The organism is Actinoplanes sp. NPDC051513, assembly GCF_044454685.1.
Lineage (GTDB): Bacteria > Actinomycetota > Actinomycetes > Mycobacteriales > Micromonosporaceae > Actinoplanes.
In genome coordinates this window covers 59,488-75,554 of the sequence record NZ_JBITDW010000035.1, presented here as the reverse complement: position 1 = coordinate 75,554, position 16,067 = coordinate 59,488, and the positions used below count along the sequence as shown (strand labels likewise).

Below are 16,067 nucleotides of genomic sequence, written 5' to 3'. Positions count from 1 at the left end.
GAGCCTCCCGTATCATAAAAATGGGGACATCCCCATTTAACTGGGGGCATCCCCGTTTAGCAAGCGCGTGCCCGTCGGAAGGAGACGTCATGGCCCGAGCGGACGCCACGCGGAACGCCGACCGCTTGCTCTCCGCGGCTCGCGAGCTGATCACCGAGCGGGGCGCCGAGGTGCCGCTGGACGAGGTGGCTAAACGGGCCGGCGTCGGCAACGCCACGCTTTACCGCCACTTCCCGACCAGGGCCGACTTGCTCGTGGCGGTCTACGCCGACGAAGTCGACCGTCTGGTGAGGCTCGGCACCGACGCCGACCTGTTCACCTGGCTCGACGCGTATGTCGAGCATGTGACGACCAAGCGCGCCCTGGCCATGGCCGCGACCGAGGGGCCGGCCGGACGGCGTGCCGAGTTGTCCGGGCGCTGGCATCAGACGATCACCGAGACCGCCACCGCGCTCGTGGCCCGGGCCGCCCCGGAACTGCGTCCCGGGCTGACCGCAAGAGACCTGCTCGCATTGGCCACCGGCGTGGCCCTGACCGCTGTCGACGCGGCCCACGCTCGTCGATTGCTCGCCCTGGTGCGGACCGGCGTGCAGGGCTGAAGGCCGCGCCGTACGCGATCGAGTAGGTCGCCCCGGCGTCCGATGTCTGCCTACAATCCGGACGTCTCGCCCACGTCCGCCGATTACGCATCGGAGCACGTACGCCGATATCTGGTGAACTACCGCCCGGCCAGATCGGCCACAACCGGAGCGACCGGCTCACCGTCGGGGCCAATGACGTAGCCGAACTGGGCAATCGAGCCCGCGCGGTCGATCTCGTCCAGGGTTTCGGGGGCCGCCTTCGACCATGCCTTGTCACCATGGCGCCGATAGTCGATGGCGGCAAGGCGCTCGGCCATCGCGTCTACGGCTTCCTCAGGTGTCATCGCCCAAATCCTCTCAGGGCCGCGTCGACGACATCGTCCAGGTTCGAGCGGTCATCGACGATCCGCAGGCCCGACCCGTCGAGCCCGTATGCCCGCCAATGCTGCAGCGGAGCGTCCGCCCGCCAGCGATGCGGCGCGAGATCGTGAGCGCTGCGGTAACGCCAGTGCGATCGGCGTCGCTCTTCAGGTCAGCCGTGAATCGGTCAAGGGCAACTACCTCCCGCGCCCGATGTCCGGAATATCCGTCGATGACTTTGGGCGGCGGAGAAACCCGCCGCACGGGACGACGAAAGGTGCACCGATGCGCACAAGATCAATCACGCGGCTGGCCGTGCTGACCGCGGTCGCGGTCGCGGCCACCGCCTCCGGGCCGGTCGCCGCGGTGCCGGTCGCCCGCGCCGCGTGTGCCGGCAGTGGGGCGCGGGTGGCCGAGGGCGCCACTGCCCAGGAGCCGGCGCTCTACCCCGACAACGAGGCGAACGCCTACGGCGTGATCAAGGATTCACCCCGGCTGCCCAACGGCAGCGTCACCGTGCCGACGGTCTTCCACATGATCTCGGATCACCCGCTCAGCGCGGCGCAGACGAGCCGGTTCACCACCATGATCACGGCACAGATGACGGTTCTCAACGATTCGTACGCCGGCCGCACCGCGCCGGACGCCTCGGACACGCCGTTCCGGTTCTCGCTGGTCAACACCACCTGGACGGTGAACAGCAACTGGTACACGGTCGTGCCCGGCAAGAACGAACGCGACATGAAGAAGGCCCTCTACACCGGCGACGCCCGCACCTTGAACGTGTACGCGGCGAACATCGGCGGCGGGCTGCTCGGCTGGGCCTACTTCCCGAAGGGCTACAACCACGGCCGCGACTACATCGACGGCGTCGTGATGCTCGACGAGTCGATGCCCGGCGGCACGGCCGGCAAGTACTCCCTGGGCGACACCCTGACCCACGAGGTCGGGCACTGGCTGATGCTCGAGCACACGTTCGCGCACGGCTGCTCCGCGGCCGGCGACTACGTCGCCGACACGCCGAAGGAGGCCATCCCCCAGTTCGACTGCCCCGTGGGTGCGGACACCTGCGCCGCGCCCGGCCTCGACCCGATCCACAACTTCATGGACTACTCGCAGGACTCCTGCATGGACATGCTCACCGCGGGCCAGGCGGATCGCATGAGCGACGCCTGGTTGGCATTCCGCGCCGGCGGCAACTGACCGTCCGGTCCCGAGGTGAGGGGCTGGCCGGTGACGCCGGTCAGCCCCGCGACGTAGCCCAGCGGAAACGCTGACTTGGTCGTCGTCTCAGCTCCTCCTCGGATCGCGCTGGTTCATTAGGGCCTCAAGCACCGCAAGGTCGTCGGGTGCCAGCCAGGTCTCCTCCAGCGGGGCACCACCCGCCTTCTGAATCGCTGCGTTCAGGGGCCTGGCCCAGATGTGCTCGATCAGGGCGACGGCTGCGATGGACCCGGGCGGCACGGCATCGGCCAGGGACCACACCGAGACACCATCGATGTCGACACCGGTCTCGTCGTCACTCTCGTCCTCGTCCTCGGCCCGCGCGAGAAGCGCGACCGCCAGTCCGCCGAGTCCTGGGTCCGCGCCGGCCGGCGCGGCCAGCGTCTCGACCGTGCCATCGTCGGCGCGCGAGACGAGGAGCACGTCGACCAGGCGGACGATTCCGGCCTGACGGAGCCGGGTGAACTCAGCGAGTATCTCGCCGGAGAACGCCGGCCGGTCGAACCCGACGACGAGCACCTGCACCGGCCCGATCATCGGATCACCCGCGCCCGCAGGTCCTGGAACTCCTCAGCGGTTATCACCCCGGTGTCGAGCAGCTGTTGCAACGCCGGGAGCGGGTCCGCCCCCGGCGTCGCGGCCGGCTGAGGCCGTCGGCGGGGCGTATGGGATGCCGCGTAGGCCTGCGCCGGCGAGAGCCGGCCACCGTAGTACGGCACATCGCCGGTCATACCGGAACGCCGCAGTTGCTTGGGCACCAACAACATCGATCCTCCTCTCGACCTACCGCCAGGCTTGCCCAGCTGCCGCGGCAACGCCTCATCCTCAGCGGGGGGGGGGGCGCATCGCGGGTCGACGGACGGGTTCACCAGTTCGGCGCCGGTCAAGCTCGGGCAGTAGTCGGCGGTAACCAGCTGGCCGAAATGAGGCCACCCTGCTTTGCATTTTCCTCTCTTCCGCCGGGTCGATTATGGATTGGCAGGGAACCTCGATCATGGAAGGTCGATTGTCGCGGCTGCTTCTGAGATCGTCGCGGTTAGGTGGCTGCGGATCTCGTCGGTGGTGGGGAGGCCGAGTTTGGTGGAGAGCTTCAGCGCCTGGCGGTAGTGCTCGCGAGCGAGGGCTGGGTTGCCGAGGGTGCGGTGGGCGTGGCCGAGGCCGGTGTGGGCGCGGGCCTGCTGTTCGTGGTCGCCGGTGTCGGCGGCAACGGTGTGGGCGGCGGCGTGGTGGGTCAAGGCTTCGGCGGGACGGCCGGCGGTGCGAGCTGCTTCGCCAAGGCCGTTGCGTGTCCAGGCCTCGCCGTTGCGGTCGCCGATCTCGCAGCAGATGGCCAGGGCCTGCCGGTGGTATTCGGTCGCTTCGGCGGCGCGGCCGAGACGGGTGTGCAGGAGGCCCAGACCATCCAGCGCGCTGGCTTCACCGGTGCGGTTGCCGAGTTCCCGGTACCGGGTCAGGGCCTGCGCGTAGTGGTCACCGGCGTCGCCGTAGCGGCAGGCCCAGACCGAGACCTCGCCGAGGCCGTTCAGCGCGTAGGCCTCGCCGGCCCGGTCGCCGATCTGCCCAGCCAGGACCAGGGCCTGCGCGTAGTGATCAGTGGCCGCCTGGTAGCTGCCCGCACGCCCCTCGACGTTGCCGAGGCTGTTCAACGCGCGGGCTTCGCCGGTGCGGTCGCCGGCCTGTCGGTGCAGGCCCAGGGCCTGCCGGTAGTGGTCTGTGGCCGTTCGGTAGTCGCCTGACTGCTCCACCGCGAAGCCGAGGTTGATCAGGGCCCGTGCCCGGCCTGCCGGGTCGTCGGTCTGCCGGAACAAGTCCAGCGCCTGCCGGAAATGCTCGGCGGCCGGCCCATACCGGCCCAGCCGCATGTGGGCGATGCCGAGGTCAGCCATGGCATGTGCTTGTCCGGCGAGGTCACCGCTGTGGCGGGTGGCTTGGTGGGCGTGGCCGTGGACGGACAGGGCGTCGATGTTGTACCCGCCGTCGAGATAGCGGGACAGGGTGCGAGCTAGCCGGGTGGTGTGGGCGGGCCAGCCGGCGGTGGCGGTGTGGGCGGCGACCGAGACCAGAGCCGGCCGTTCGGTGTCCAGCCAGCCGAGAGCGGCGTCCGGGTCGGTCAGGCTCGGGCTGGGGCCGCCGGCCGGCGGGATCCGCGGTCGGGAGTGCGTTGCGGCGGGGTGCAGGGTGTTCATGGCGCCGCAGGTGGCCGCCAGGTAGTAGTCGAACAGCCGGGTCAGCGCGGCGCGGCGGTCGGACGGGCGATCCTCGTCCTGTCCCCGGGTGGTGGCGTAGGCACGGATCAGGTCGTGGAAGGAGTATCTGCCGGGCGCGGCATGGTGCAACAGGTGGTCTCCGTTCAGGTGGTGCAGGAGGACCCGGGCGGTGGGCAGGTCGGTGTCGGCGAGCGCCGCGGCAGCGTACGCGTCGAAGTCCGGCCCGGGGTGCAGGGCGAGCAATCGCAGGGCTCGCCGCTGTTCGGCCGGCAGGTGCTGGTAGGAAAGGCGCAGAGCGAGTTCGACGCCGGTGTCCAGGCGCTGGTCGTGGCGGCGTTCGTCGAGCCGGTCCGCGTGGTCGGTGAGCGACCAGCCCGGCGTAGCGCCGATGTGCCCGGCAACCAGGCTCAGGGCCAGGGGCAGACAGCCGCAGCACCGGGCGATCCGGGCAGCGGCGCTCGGATCGGGGCCGACCGGTAAGCCGGGTGCGGCCCGGGTCAGAAAGGCCACGGCCTCCGCCGGGGTGAAGACGTCCAGGGCGAGGTGGGTCGCGGGGTGCAGGTTGGTGAGGCTTCGTCGGCTCGTGACCACCGTGAGACACCCCGGTGTGTCCGGCAGGAGCGGGCGTACCTGATCGGCGGTGGCGGCGTTGTCGAGCACGACCAACGCGCGGGTGCCGGCGAGGCGGCGGCGGTAGGCGGCGGTGCGGGCCGCCAGGCCGTGGGGTATTTTCTCGCCGGGTACGCCGAGCAGCCGCAGAAAGCCGTCGAGGACGGCGGCCGGGTCGGCCGGAGGCTGCGCCGGGTCGGGGTGGAAGCCGCGCAGATTGACGAACAACACCCGCTCGACCGCATACTCCCGGATCAGCAGGTGTGCGGAGTGAACCGCGAGTTGGGTCTTGCCGACCCCGGCCATCCCCTCGATCGCGGAGATCATCACCGCTCCAGCCTGGAAGCCGTGCTGCAGGGCCTGGCGCAACTGTTTCAGTTCGCATGTGCGGCCGGTGAACGCGGCCAGGTCCTGCGGCAGGCTGTCCTGGACCCGCACCTGGGACGCCGCCTCGACCTCCCCGCCGACGACGCGCAACGCCTGGCGCCATTGGGCGACGTATCCGGTGTCGGGGTGCAGTGCCTGGACCACCGCCACCACCAGGTCGGTGTTCAGCCGTAGCCGGCCGGCCCGGAAACAATCCGCGACAGTGGACTTGCTGGTCAGTTCGCAGGCCGGCCGCCCAGCCGCGGCCCACGCACCGTTGACCCGATCCTTGATCTTCTCGTACGAGGGATCCCCGGCCCAGACCTTGAGCAACCGCAACCGCTTGACCAGATCGCCGACGTTGTCGGCCTGACCGGGATCCGGCAGCGTCGCAGGGTGTCCGGACGGTTGCATCCCCCACTCCATCGGTCAAGCTCGAAGTCTTGGCCGGTACGAGCCTAGCGGGCGCCCGGCCCGGCGAGGTCAGCTACCGGACAGTCGGCACCACACTGTCCTGTAGCGGACGTCCGGATTCGTCCAGGCTCCACCGTCTCCGCGAACCGACGCCAGACACTCGACCGCAATGCCGGGCGTGTTGACGCTCGACTCGCTTCCGACGTTTGGAGCCGATAATGAGGAAGATCTTCACCGTTCTGGCCACCGTCGTCGCACTCGCCTTCGCACTCCTGGCCTTCTCGGGCCCGGCGGCGGCGCAGGCGCCCACCACCACCACCACCGCCACCGCCACCTCAGCCGCATCCACCTCGGCGGCGGACGACATCGAGATCCAGGTCAAGCGGATGTGGTTCCCCAACCTCACCGCGTGCATGTTGGTCGGCGCCGCCGGGGTGGTCGGGGGCTCCTGGGACCGGTGGTTCTGCTCTCCGCAACTCTTGGGCGGCTGGAGGTTGTACACCAACCGCTGACTGCCACAACAAGCACGACGTCACCGAACACCTCGTGCCGTTCCGCCGATCAGGGCCAGAATGAGCGACCGCGACAAGGACGCCGAGATCGGATTACGGCATCAGGTCATGGTCCTGCAACGGCAGGTGTACGGCGGTCGGGTCCGGTTCACCTCGGTCGACCGGGCCTGGCCGCCCTTCTGAACCCGCTACCACGAACCGGGCTGAACCTGCTACGGCTGCAGGTCCGCCGGAGACCCTGCTGCGCTGTTGTCGGCGATCCGATCGCCCGCCGGGGAACTGCTCGTCCTCGGTGTGAAGGTCGCTGCCTCCACGGTCTGGGAACTCTCGGTGCTGAAGTCCTGCGGTACGTCAAAGGGACCATGCCAGCTCAGTTGACACGATCACTGTGTGAATGTCCTTCGTGTTGAGCTCCGGACACAGACTTTTAGCACTCGTGCGCCAAACGGCGTACCGGTGGTCAGGCACGCTTGACCACGAAAACCAGTCTTCCACGGCATGGTCAAAACCGGTCAGCTCCGGCTGGTGGTGGGTGCCGTGACCGACCTTTCCCTTCCCACGGTTGTGCCACCGGTGGTCCCCGCCAACCGGGGCGAGCGGCTGCCACGTGGCTCGGCGGCACCGTTGTCCGCGCGGCCGCCGTTGCCCCTCATGGCACTGTGCTGGACGTCCTCGCCACCCGCCTGGCCAGCGAGCTCGACGACAACTGCTGGGTGTCGCCCGAAACACACCGGCGCGCCTTGAAAGTCCGCGTCCACGACTTCGTTCAGCGCCACCTCGCCGACCCGGACCTGTCACCGGCGGATATCGCCGCCGCACACGACATCTCACTACGGATGCTGTACAACCTGTTCCAAATACAGGGTCTGACCGTGGCCGGATGGATCCGTTCCCGCCGTCTGCAGGCGTGTCAGCACGACCTCGTCGATCCTGCTCAAGCCTCGCGTCCGGTCGCGGCGATCGCCGCCCACTGGGGCTTTCGCAGCCCGAACCACTTCAACCGATTGTTCCGCTCCGTCTACGGCCTTCCTCCACACGAATACCGCCGCACCGTCGCCGGCAGCCCGCCCGCAGACCACCCAAACAGGGCGCTGACCAGGTACTAATGCTGCGGAACAACATGAGCACACGCGGTGCGGGCTGATGCCGAACAGGCCCCAGGTACGCAACCGGGCTCACGCCGACGGCGTTCGGCGGCCTCGGTCGGCCCACTGGTGCCCCCGGTCGCTGACTCTGACGAGCCAAGAAAGCCCCAGTACGGGCTGGGGGCCGGCTCGGTGAGGGCCGGTTCTTCGGCGATGCCACGGTCCACATCCGGGCTGTGCCGGACCGGGTGCGTACGAAAACGGGGTTAGGGTGGGGTTGTTGTGAGTGTCGTGTATCGCACCGCCGATGCCCCGGCCGAGATCCGCGCTGACTACTGGCGACAGGTGGTCGCCCGTCTGCCGGTCCGGCTGGAGGGTGGCCCGTCGCCCGGTGCCGCCTTCCGGGCGGAGGTGGTCGCGGGACGGATCGGATCCGTCCATGTCGCGCGGATGTCGATGTTTCCGGGTGAGTGCCGGCGTTCGGCCCGGCTGGCGCGCACGTGTGACGCCGACTCGTACCAGCTCGATGTGCTCGCCGAGGGCGCGGTCACGGTCGAGCAGGGCGGCCGGCAGGCCCGCCTCGCGCCGGGGGATGTGACCCTGCTCGACCCGGGTCGGCCGGTGCGCTACGTCCACTCGGCGACCCGGCACGTCAACGTCGTGTTCCCGCGCTCGATGCTGCCGCACCGGCCGGGTGAGCTCGAGCGGCTGACCGCCGTCCGGGTGCCGGGCCGTGCGGGGATCGGCGGGCTGCTGTCGAGTGTCGCCCGGCGGCTGCCGGATTGTCTCGACGCGTGTGACAGCGCGGACGCGGTCAGGCTCGGTGCCGCAGTCGTCGACCTGCTCACGGCCGCGCTCGCCACCCGGCTCGACAGTCCGTCGGTCGTGCCGCCGGAAGCCCGTCAGGAGGTGCTCGTCCGGCGCATCCACCGGTATGTCGAGGAGCACCTCGGCGATCCGGCGCTCGCGCCGGCCGCGATCGCCGAGGCGCATCACATCTCCGTGCGGTACCTGCACAAGCTGTTCCAAGCGCGCGGGTCCACGGTCGCGGACTGGGTCCGGCAGCGGCGGCTCGACCGGTGCCGGCGCGACCTGCTCGATCCGGCGCTGCGGGACCGCCCGGTCAACGCCGTCGGAGCGCGGTGGGGCTTCCCGACCGCGGCCGGGTTCAACCGGGTCTTCAAGGCCTCGCACGGCGTCCCACCGGGCGAGTACCGGGCCGGCGTGCACGGCCGGCCAATGTGAGTGCGCGCGGCGACGATGACCCGTGCTCCGCACCGCGGCGACCCTCGGTGGATGTCACTCGAAACTGTCCAGCGCCTGCTGATGGGCGCTTGGGCCACCCAGAGCACGTTCCTTGTCGCCCGCCTGGGCTTGCCCGACCTGCTCCTCGGCGGGCCTCGCCGGGTCGGCGAGCTGGCCGGGGCGGTCGACGGCGACCCGGACGCGCTGCGCCGGTTGTGCCGGGCAGCCGCGACCGTCGGGCTACTGACAGAGGTCGACGGCGACCGGTACGCGCTGACCGACGCCGGCCGGCTGCTCGCCGCGGACACCCCCGGGTCCATGCGCGCCCAAGCGCTCGCCTTCGGGACACCGGTGAACTGGCGGCTTTGCGGCGACCTGGGACGGGCCGTCAGCACCGGACGGTCCACCGCGGCGGAGGTCCTCGGCGGGTCGCTGTGGGATTACTACGCTCGGCATCCGGATGAGGGTGAGCTGTTCTCGCAGGCGATGGGCGAGCAGTCGGCCCGGGCTGCGGCCGACGTGGCGGCCGCCGTCACGCTGGCCGGGTCCGAACGGATCGCCGACATCGGCGGCGCGCACGGCGACCTGCTGACCGCGCTGCTGGCCCAGGCGCCGGACGCCACCGGCGTACTCGTCGACCTGCCGCCGGTCATCGAGTCGGCCCGGGCGCGGCTCACCGGCACGCGGGTCGAGCCCTGGCCGGGCGACTTCTTTGCCGCCGTCCCATCGGCCGACCTGTATCTGCTCAAGTGGATCCTGCATGACTGGGACGACGAGCGGGCCATCCGGATCCTGGCGAACTGCCGTCGCGCGGCGGCATCCGGCGCCCGGCTGCTCGTGGTCGAGATGCTGGTGCCCGAGCCGTGGCGGCCGTCGCCGGTGCACCTCTACGACCTGGCCATGCTCGTGCTGCTCGGTAGCCGGGAACGCACGGCCGAGGAGTACGCCGCCCTGCTCGACGCCGCCGGGTGGCGCCTGGGCGAGGTGACCGCGACCCGCGGCGCATACAGCGTCCTGCAAGCATGCACCGTCTGACCGTCCGGTGCCGGTATTGAATATCGGCGTGCGCTCAGCGCCGATGACGGCCCGGGCCGTACGGCCAAGGCTTGGTCTTATGTATTGGACTCAAGGACTGCACCGTTTCCTGCAGCAACATCCGGATGCCGCCGCCACCGTGTTTCGGCAGCGGCAGCGAACCGTCCGGGAGCACGCCGACCGCGTCGCCCGGCTCGCCAGCGGCCTGCGCAGCCTTGGGCTACGCGACGGTGAGCCGGTCGGCGTCCTCGCGCTCAACTCTGACCGCTATGCCGAACTGCTGCTCGCCGTGGCCTGGGCCGGCGGGGTGCTCACCCCGTTCAGTCCCCGGTGGGGGCACGCCGAGACGACTTACGCGCTGGCCGACTCGGGGGTACGCCTGCTGTGTGTGGACGAGAACTTCGCCGCGCCGGTGAAACAGCGGCCCGTGCTGTACCTGGGCGACGGCCCGGCACCCGACGGCACGCGTAGCCTCGAGGCGGTCATCGCCGAGAACACCCCGGTCGAGGACGCCCGCCGCGGCGGGAGCGCGCCGGCGGCCCTGATGTACACCGGCGGCACGACCGGCGAGCCCAAGGGCGTCATGCTCAGCCACGACGCGTTATGCGGCGCCGCCCTGACGACCGAGGCAACGCTGCCGTCCGGCCGGCCCGGGAGCCGGGCGCTGATCGCCACGCCCATGTCCCACCTGTCCGGCCTCATCACCTGCCTGATCCAGACGACGTTCGGCGGCACCCAGGTGATCCTGCCGGCGTTCGAGCCGGGCCAGGTGCTGGCCACGATCGAGCGGAACGACGTGACCCACACGTTCCTGATCCCGTCGATGCTGCGGCAGTTGCTCGACCATCCCGGCGTGGCCGATCACGACCTGTCCAGCCTGCGATACCTGCTCTACGGCGGCGCCCCGATGACCGAAAGCCTGCTCGCGCGAGCGTCCAAGGCGCTGCCACAGACGGCGTTCCAGCAGGTGTACGCGTCGACCGAGATGACCGTGGGCACCTTCCTGTCCGACACCGACCACGCCGACGCGGATCGTGCTAGATCGGCCGGGCGCGCCGCGTACAACGTGGAACTACGCGTCGAAGACCCGCAAGGGCATACCGTGCCGGCCGGTACGGTCGGCGAGGTCGTCGTACGGAGTGAACCGATGCTCGGCTACCGCAACAAGCCGGCCGAGACCGCCGCGGTGCTGCGCGACGGCTGGCTGCACACCGGCGACGCCGGCTACCTCGACCAGGACGGCTACCTGTATCTCGTCGACCGGATCAAAGACATGATCATCACCGAGGGCGGCAACGTCTACTCGGCCGAGGTCGAGAACGCGCTCGCCGGCCACCCGGCGATCGCCGCCTGCGCGGTCATCGGCGTCCCCGACGAGAAGCTCGGCGAGCGCGTGCACGCGGTCATCGTCCTGCACCCCGGCGCGATGACCGACGTCGACGACCTCGACCACCACTGCCGCAACCTGATCGCGCCGTACAAGCGGCCGCGCAGCTGCGAGTTCGTGCCGGAACTTCCCCTGTCAGGCGTAGGCAAACCGCTCAAGCACCAGCTCCGCGCCCGGTACTGGTCCGGCATGGACCGACACATCCAGTGAGAGATGGGCGCTCAGTCGCGGGGCGGCGTCACTACGCTTCGGCCGGCGATCGCGGCCACCACGGCGTGATGTGCCTCCGCGACGGCGGCCAACTCCTCCAGCCGAACCAGTCGGGACCGCAGCACGGCGGCACGGGCGCGTACTGGGCGCTACTCGGCCCCGGCGTGACGGTGCGCCGGATCGCCTACGACGTCGATGCCGCCGCGGCGACATTTCGGTCCGCCGCGCCGGACTACCCCGGTCTGGGGCAGTTCATCCGAGAGAGCGTGATCACCGTCCCCTCGGACGCCGTGGCACTGGCGGCCTTCTCACGCTGACGTGTTCGACGAGTCCGGGTACGAATGGTTTGTCGTCCTGGGCTCAGACGGCGGTCAGCAGCGCATCGAGCGGCCGAGGCAAGGTATGCCCGGAGGGTGCGCTCTTTCGGGAGTGAAGTGCGGTTGGTTGATTATGCGGCGAGGTCGTATTGCTGCTGGTGGACCGGCATGCCGCGCCGGCCACGTCCTACCAGGTGACGGCCCGGGCAGCACCGCGGCACTGCCGGGGCCAGCCTCGTGTTCCTGCCCGTCCACGACGACCCGCAGGGTGCCTTCGAGGACGAGGAACGTCTCGCACGCGTCGCGGTGCACGTGCAGCGGGCTGCCGTGGCCCCGCGTTGCCTCGATCTCCAGCACGGCGAAGGTGCCGGCGGTGTCTTGGCCGGAGACCCGGACCCGATACCGCTCGCCAAGGAACGGAATCAGTCGCTGGGTCTGCGGAGTGGTGAGCACCGGCGTCACGATGCGGGACGCAGGGCTGTTCTGGGTACCGGTCATGCCTCAGTCCCTCTTTCTTCTGGGTCAAACCGGACGGCGTGGCAGGATGGGATCGGTGAGCACCACGTTCCGCACCGCGGATGCGCCTGCGGCCTCGCGAGAGGATTACTGGCACCACGTCGTGACCAGTGCGCTGGGTCCGCTTGACCTGCACATCGACAGCCCTCTCGACGCCGGCGACGAGTTGACTCTCGGCGGCGTCGGTGGGGTTCGGGTCGGTGTGCTCGAGGCGAGCGCGGCCCAGGTCAGCCGCACCTCCCGGCACATCAAGCAGTCGGATCCGGACTTCTGCAAGGTGGACCTTCTGGTCCGCGGTGGTGGCGTCATCCAGCAGGACGAACGTGAGGCCCGGCTGCGGCCGGGCGACCTGACGCTGGTGGACCTGTCCCGGCCGTCCGTCTGGGCGATGGCGCCGAGCCACGTGATCGCGATCGTCTTTCCGCGTGCGCTCCTGCCGCTGCACACCGACGAACTCGCGCGGCTGACCGCGGTCACCGTGCCCGGTGAGCAAGGGCTGGGAGCGTTGGCTTCCACCCTCGTGACGCGGATGCCGGAGCACCTCGACGGCGCCGGCGAGTCCGGGGCTTGGAGCGTCGGCGCCCGCCTTGGCACCGCGGTGCTCGACCTGCTCGCCGCGGCGTTCGCCGCGCGGCTCGGCCGCGACACCGTCGTGCCGTTCGAGACCCGGCAGCGCGTGCTGCTGCACCGGATCCACGCGTTCATCGAGGACCACCTCGCCGACCCTGACCTGTCGCCGCACACCATCGCGGCCGCCCACCACGTCTCGGTGCGGTACCTCTACAAGCTCTTCGATACGCAGCAGACCACGGTGGCCGCGTGGATCCGCCACCGAAGGCTGGACCGGGCCCGGCACGACCTGCAACACCCAGAACTGCGCGATCGGACGATCACCGCGATCGCGGCCCGCTGGGGCTTCTCGAGTCCGGCGCATTTCAACCGTGTGTTCCGGAACGCGTACGGGGTAGCCCCGGGCGAGTATCGCGTTCTCCCGCCCCGCGGATGAGATCGGCGGCCCGCTCGGCGATCGCGATCGTCGGCGCGTTGGTGTTGCCGCGTGGAATCGCCGGCATCACCGAGGCGTCGGCCACCCGGAGGCCGTCGACACCCCGTACGCGTAGATCGGGCTCGCACACCGCGCCTGGGTCCGCTCCCATCGCGCAGCTGCCGACCGGGTGGAACTCGGTCCGGACATGGCGGCGGATCCACGTACGCAGGCTCTCCTCGTCCTCGGCCCATTCACCGGGGGCTTCTTCGCTCTCGATCTGCCCGGCCAGCGGTGGGGTCCCAGCGATCTCGCGCGCCAGCTGTACACCGGCCACCAGCACATCCAGATCCGCCTGGTCCGCCAGGTAGTTCGGGTCGATCGCCGGCCGCGCGGCCGGCTCGGCGCTCGTCAACCAGATGCGTCCCCGGCTGCGGACGGCCTGGGCGGTGACGATCATCGAGATCGCCCGCCACGCCGGCAGGCCGGACTCGTCCGGCTCGGGAGCCGCCGCCGCGCCGAGCGCGAGGTCCGGCGCCGGCAACGCCGGGTCCGTACGGACGAACGCGCCGGACTCCGGGCCGTTGGAGGTCAACGGCCCCCGGCCGGCACGGTGCCACAGCGCGACGTTCTCGTCGGTCAGCTCCTCCCACAGGTTGACCGCTCCGGGGGTGCGCCAGACCGGAAGGCACATCGGGTGGTCCTGCAGTCCGGCACCGACCCGCGGCGCGTCGACCAGCACGTCGACGCCGAGCCCTCGCAAGTCGTCGGCCGGTCCGATGCCCGACAGCAGCAACAGCTTGGCACTGTTGACCGTGCCGGCCGCGAGGACGACCTCAACACCGGCCTGCGCCTCACGCACGGCGGTACCGCGGAGGTATCGCACGCCCGCGACCCGCCCACGTTTCGCGAGGAGCGCGCCGACCAACGCATCCGTCTCCACCGTCAGGTTCGGCCGGCTCAACGCCGGACGGAGATAGGCGTCGGCGGTCGAACAGCGCCGACCGTCCCGCTGGGTCACCTGGAAGAACCCCACACCCTCCTGCTCAGCGCCATTGAAGTCGTCGTTACCCGGCAACCCACACGCCAACGCCGCCTCCACCCACGCCCCGTTCAGGGCATGCCGATAGCGCAGATCCTCGACCCGCAACGGGCCACCGACGCCGTGGTAGGCGGACTCACCACGCTGCTGGTCCTCGGCACGCCGGAAATAGGGCAGCAGATCCTCGTACCCCCAACCGGCACACCCGTACTCGTCCCGCCAGGCGTCATAGTCCACCCGGTTCCCGCGGATGTAGACCATGCCGTTGATCGACGAACTGCCACCCAGCGTGCGGCCGCTCGGCCAATGCACGCGCCGATCGGCAGCGAACCGCTGCGGCACCGTCGAGACGTCCCACGCGAACTGCCCCCGCCACAGGCTCGGCGTGAGCGCCGGAACCCGCAACTGCTCGGCATCGTCGGGAGGACCAGCCTCGAGCAGCAACACCCGGCACGCCGGGTCTTCCGTCAACCGTGCGGCAAGCACACAACCCGCGCTTCCCGCACCCACAACGATGTAGTCGTAAGCCGTCATCTCCCCACCGTGGCGAAGTTGCCGACGCCACCACATACCCAGGCGTGCACAGGTGTTGCCGCGCGCTGCACGAAGCCACGCCGGGGCATGACCGCGCCGCGGCTCGCCGCAAGACTCGTTCCTATGACGTACGCAGCGACTCCCGCCGAACTCGTGTTCAGCATGCTGGCGGCGAAGACGGTCGCCGCCGCGGTCGACGCCGGCGTCGTGGACCTGCTCGCCGAGCGGCCCCAGACCGTCGAGCAGCTGACCCGCCGCGGCCGGCTGCACGGCTCGTCGTCACGGCGGCTGCTTCGAGCGCTCGTCGGCCTCGGACTCGTCACCCAGCCGGCACCTGACCGCTACGCGCTCACCGCCATGGGGCGGCTGCTGCTGCCCGAGGTTCCCGGGTCCCAGCGCGCGTTGCTGCAGGCCCGCTGCGGCCCCGAGTTCTGGCACGCCTGGAGCGCCCTGGAATCGAGCATCCGCACCGGCACCACCGCCTGGGAGTTGGCACACGGGGCGCCCTGGCTCGCGTACTACAAGAAGCACCCGGATCGATGGGCCATCTTCAACGCCCACATGAGCCAACACACCCGCGATGCCGCCCCGGGCATCGTCACGGCCACCGACTATTCCCGCTTCCACATCATCGTCGACCTCGGCGGCGGTGACGGCACCCTCATCACCGCAATCCTGCGGGCCCACCAGGACCTTCGAGGCGTCGTGTTCGACCTGCCCGAAGTCGTCGCCGCCGCGCCCGCGGTCCTGGCGGCGGCCGGTGTTGCGAACCGCGCCGACGTCGTCGCCGGCGACTTCTTCACCGCGGTGCCAGAAGGTGCCGACGCCTACCTGATGAAGTTCATCCTGCACGACTGGGACGACGAACGAGCCGCCACCATCCTGCGCAACTGCCGCGCCGCGATGCCTCTGGACGGACGAGTGCTCATCGTCGAACGTGTGCTGCCCGAGCAGGTGGGCGCCGCCGACGTTGCCGACCTCCTGTCCGACATGCTGATGATGGTGGCGACCGGCGGCAAGGAACGCACCGAACACGAATACCGGGACCTGCTCGGGGCCGCCGGCCTCACACTCACCGCGGTCAGCGAGCCGCTGCCGCCGTTCGGCTACCGGCTCATCGAGGCGTCCGCCACGGTCAGCCTGGTCACGTCGCCGCCGCGGACCGGCTCGTAGTGCTCGGCGAACAGTGCCGCGACCAGCTCGCCGCGACTGCCGACGCGTACCTTCCGGAAAATGGTTTTGAAGTAGTCGCGCACGGTGTGCGGGACAGATGCAGCTCAGCGGCGATCTCGCGGGTGCCGGCGCCACGGGCTACCAGTCTGGTGATCTGCTGCTCCCGCTCGGACAGCTCGTATGCCTCGATAGCGATCGGGGTGATCTCGGTGGCGGTGGCCTGCTCGATCACCGCCGCCACCTGTGTCGCGCTCCCGTCCGCGAC

Annotated in this window: 18 protein-coding genes; 11 read left to right on the top strand and 7 right to left on the bottom strand. The window is 70.2% G+C overall.

What is annotated here, in order from left to right:
* Window positions 1-89 precede the first annotated feature (89 nt).
* Window positions 90-599, top strand: a complete 510-nt coding sequence (locus ACIA5D_RS47940) for a helix-turn-helix domain-containing protein (protein ID WP_396037394.1) — start codon at window positions 90-92, stop codon at window positions 597-599.
* 119 nt (window positions 600-718) lie between these two features.
* Here ACIA5D_RS47940 and ACIA5D_RS47935 read toward each other — a convergent pair whose 3' ends face one another.
* Window positions 719-925, bottom strand: a complete 207-nt coding sequence (locus tag ACIA5D_RS47935; protein WP_396037393.1) for a hypothetical protein — start codon at window positions 923-925, stop codon at window positions 719-721.
* Between the two features lie 301 nt (window positions 926-1,226).
* Here ACIA5D_RS47935 and ACIA5D_RS47930 point away from each other — a divergent pair, with 301 nt between their 5' ends.
* A complete protein-coding gene (locus ACIA5D_RS47930) occupies window positions 1,227-2,144 on the top strand; it encodes a zinc metalloprotease (RefSeq protein ID WP_396037392.1) in 918 nt (305 codons plus the stop codon).
* Between the two features lie 87 nt (window positions 2,145-2,231).
* Here the strand turns inward: ACIA5D_RS47930 and ACIA5D_RS47925 are convergent, their stop codons facing one another.
* The 3 genes from ACIA5D_RS47925 to ACIA5D_RS47915 form a co-directional block, all read right to left on the bottom strand.
* The gene (locus ACIA5D_RS47925) at window positions 2,232-2,690 is read right to left on the bottom strand and encodes a hypothetical protein (RefSeq protein ID WP_396037391.1); all 459 of its coding nucleotides are present in this window, start codon (window positions 2,688-2,690) and stop codon (window positions 2,232-2,234) included.
* Between the two features lie 8 nt (window positions 2,691-2,698).
* Window positions 2,699-2,932: an SHOCT domain-containing protein gene (locus ACIA5D_RS47920; RefSeq protein ID WP_396037390.1), complete on the bottom strand. Its 234-nt coding sequence runs from the start codon at window positions 2,930-2,932 to the stop codon at window positions 2,699-2,701.
* A 225-nt stretch (window positions 2,933-3,157) separates the two neighbouring features.
* Entirely contained in the window at window positions 3,158-5,761 is a 2,604-nt protein-coding gene (locus ACIA5D_RS47915; protein WP_396037389.1) for a tetratricopeptide repeat protein, read from the bottom strand.
* Window positions 5,762-5,979: 218 nt separating this feature from the next.
* Here ACIA5D_RS47915 and ACIA5D_RS47910 point away from each other — a divergent pair, with 218 nt between their 5' ends.
* The 7 genes from ACIA5D_RS47910 (at window position 5,980) to ACIA5D_RS47880 (ending at window position 11,552) form a co-directional block, all read left to right on the top strand.
* Window positions 5,980-6,273 (top strand): hypothetical protein, encoded by a 294-nt coding sequence (locus tag ACIA5D_RS47910; RefSeq protein ID WP_396037388.1) that lies wholly within the window; start codon window positions 5,980-5,982, stop codon window positions 6,271-6,273.
* 60 nt (window positions 6,274-6,333) lie between these two features.
* Complete coding sequence (locus tag ACIA5D_RS47905; protein ID WP_396037387.1) at window positions 6,334-6,456, top strand: hypothetical protein; 123 nt, start codon at window positions 6,334-6,336, stop codon at window positions 6,454-6,456.
* Between the two features lie 476 nt (window positions 6,457-6,932).
* Window positions 6,933-7,379 carry a helix-turn-helix domain-containing protein gene (locus ACIA5D_RS47900; RefSeq protein ID WP_396037386.1) on the top strand — a complete coding sequence of 149 codons (447 nt, stop codon included), beginning with the start codon at window positions 6,933-6,935 and terminating at the stop codon, window positions 7,377-7,379.
* Window positions 7,380-7,640: 261 nt separating this feature from the next.
* Complete coding sequence (locus ACIA5D_RS47895; protein ID WP_396037385.1) at window positions 7,641-8,603, top strand: helix-turn-helix domain-containing protein; 963 nt, start codon at window positions 7,641-7,643, stop codon at window positions 8,601-8,603.
* A gap of 51 nt (window positions 8,604-8,654) precedes the next feature.
* Window positions 8,655-9,638, top strand: a complete 984-nt coding sequence (locus ACIA5D_RS47890) for a methyltransferase (RefSeq protein WP_396037384.1) — start codon at window positions 8,655-8,657, stop codon at window positions 9,636-9,638.
* Between the two features lie 79 nt (window positions 9,639-9,717).
* Window positions 9,718-11,235 (top strand): class I adenylate-forming enzyme family protein, encoded by a 1,518-nt coding sequence (locus ACIA5D_RS47885; RefSeq protein WP_396037383.1) that lies wholly within the window; start codon window positions 9,718-9,720, stop codon window positions 11,233-11,235.
* A 68-nt stretch (window positions 11,236-11,303) separates the two neighbouring features.
* Entirely contained in the window at window positions 11,304-11,552 is a 249-nt protein-coding gene (locus ACIA5D_RS47880; protein ID WP_396037382.1) for a hypothetical protein, read from the top strand.
* A 54-nt stretch (window positions 11,553-11,606) separates the two neighbouring features.
* On the opposite strand, the gene ACIA5D_RS47875 is transcribed toward ACIA5D_RS47880, so the two are convergent.
* The gene (locus ACIA5D_RS47875; protein WP_396037381.1) at window positions 11,607-12,050 is read right to left on the bottom strand and encodes a cupin domain-containing protein; all 444 of its coding nucleotides are present in this window, start codon (window positions 12,048-12,050) and stop codon (window positions 11,607-11,609) included.
* Between the two features lie 55 nt (window positions 12,051-12,105).
* Here ACIA5D_RS47875 and ACIA5D_RS47870 point away from each other — a divergent pair, with 55 nt between their 5' ends.
* The gene (locus ACIA5D_RS47870) at window positions 12,106-13,074 is read left to right on the top strand and encodes a helix-turn-helix domain-containing protein (protein WP_396037380.1); all 969 of its coding nucleotides are present in this window, start codon (window positions 12,106-12,108) and stop codon (window positions 13,072-13,074) included.
* On the opposite strand, the gene ACIA5D_RS47865 is transcribed toward ACIA5D_RS47870, so the two are convergent.
* On the bottom strand, window positions 13,004-14,629 hold the full coding sequence (locus ACIA5D_RS47865; protein WP_396037379.1) for a GMC family oxidoreductase: 1,626 nt from the start codon (window positions 14,627-14,629) through the stop codon (window positions 13,004-13,006). The two genes, ACIA5D_RS47870 and ACIA5D_RS47865, sit on opposite strands and share 71 nt — an antisense overlap.
* Before the next feature lie 123 nt (window positions 14,630-14,752).
* On the opposite strand from ACIA5D_RS47865, the gene ACIA5D_RS47860 reads away from it, so the two are divergent.
* Window positions 14,753-15,802, top strand: a complete 1,050-nt coding sequence (locus ACIA5D_RS47860; RefSeq protein ID WP_396037378.1) for a methyltransferase — start codon at window positions 14,753-14,755, stop codon at window positions 15,800-15,802.
* Here ACIA5D_RS47860 and ACIA5D_RS47855 read toward each other — a convergent pair.
* A complete protein-coding gene (locus ACIA5D_RS47855; RefSeq protein WP_396037377.1) occupies window positions 15,774-16,034 on the bottom strand; it encodes a LuxR C-terminal-related transcriptional regulator in 261 nt (86 codons plus the stop codon). The two genes, ACIA5D_RS47860 and ACIA5D_RS47855, sit on opposite strands and share 29 nt — an antisense overlap.
* Between the last annotated feature and the right edge of the window lie 33 nt (window positions 16,035-16,067).

Bases quoted from the DNA above. Each gene is read 5' to 3' on its own strand.
- ACIA5D_RS47940 (WP_396037394.1), top strand. From the start codon at position 90: ATGGCCCGAGCGGACGCCACGCGGAACGCCGACCGCTTGCTCTCCGCG.
- ACIA5D_RS47935 (WP_396037393.1), bottom strand. From the start codon at position 925: ATGACACCTGAGGAAGCCGTAGACGCGATGGCCGAGCGCCTTGCCGCC.
- ACIA5D_RS47930 (WP_396037392.1), top strand. From the start codon at position 1,227: ATGCGCACAAGATCAATCACGCGGCTGGCCGTGCTGACCGCGGTCGCG.
- ACIA5D_RS47920 (WP_396037390.1), bottom strand. From the start codon at position 2,932: ATGTTGTTGGTGCCCAAGCAACTGCGGCGTTCCGGTATGACCGGCGAT.
- ACIA5D_RS47915 (WP_396037389.1), bottom strand. From the start codon at position 5,761: ATGCAACCGTCCGGACACCCTGCGACGCTGCCGGATCCCGGTCAGGCC.
- ACIA5D_RS47910 (WP_396037388.1), top strand. From the start codon at position 5,980: ATGAGGAAGATCTTCACCGTTCTGGCCACCGTCGTCGCACTCGCCTTC.
- ACIA5D_RS47905 (WP_396037387.1), top strand. From the start codon at position 6,334: ATGAGCGACCGCGACAAGGACGCCGAGATCGGATTACGGCATCAGGTC.
- ACIA5D_RS47890 (WP_396037384.1), top strand. From the start codon at position 8,655: ATGTCACTCGAAACTGTCCAGCGCCTGCTGATGGGCGCTTGGGCCACC.
- ACIA5D_RS47885 (WP_396037383.1), top strand. From the start codon at position 9,718: ATGTATTGGACTCAAGGACTGCACCGTTTCCTGCAGCAACATCCGGAT.
- ACIA5D_RS47880 (WP_396037382.1), top strand. From the start codon at position 11,304: ATGTGCCTCCGCGACGGCGGCCAACTCCTCCAGCCGAACCAGTCGGGA.
- ACIA5D_RS47875 (WP_396037381.1), bottom strand. From the start codon at position 12,050: ATGACCGGTACCCAGAACAGCCCTGCGTCCCGCATCGTGACGCCGGTG.
- ACIA5D_RS47865 (WP_396037379.1), bottom strand. From the start codon at position 14,629: ATGACGGCTTACGACTACATCGTTGTGGGTGCGGGAAGCGCGGGTTGT.
- ACIA5D_RS47860 (WP_396037378.1), top strand. From the start codon at position 14,753: ATGACGTACGCAGCGACTCCCGCCGAACTCGTGTTCAGCATGCTGGCG.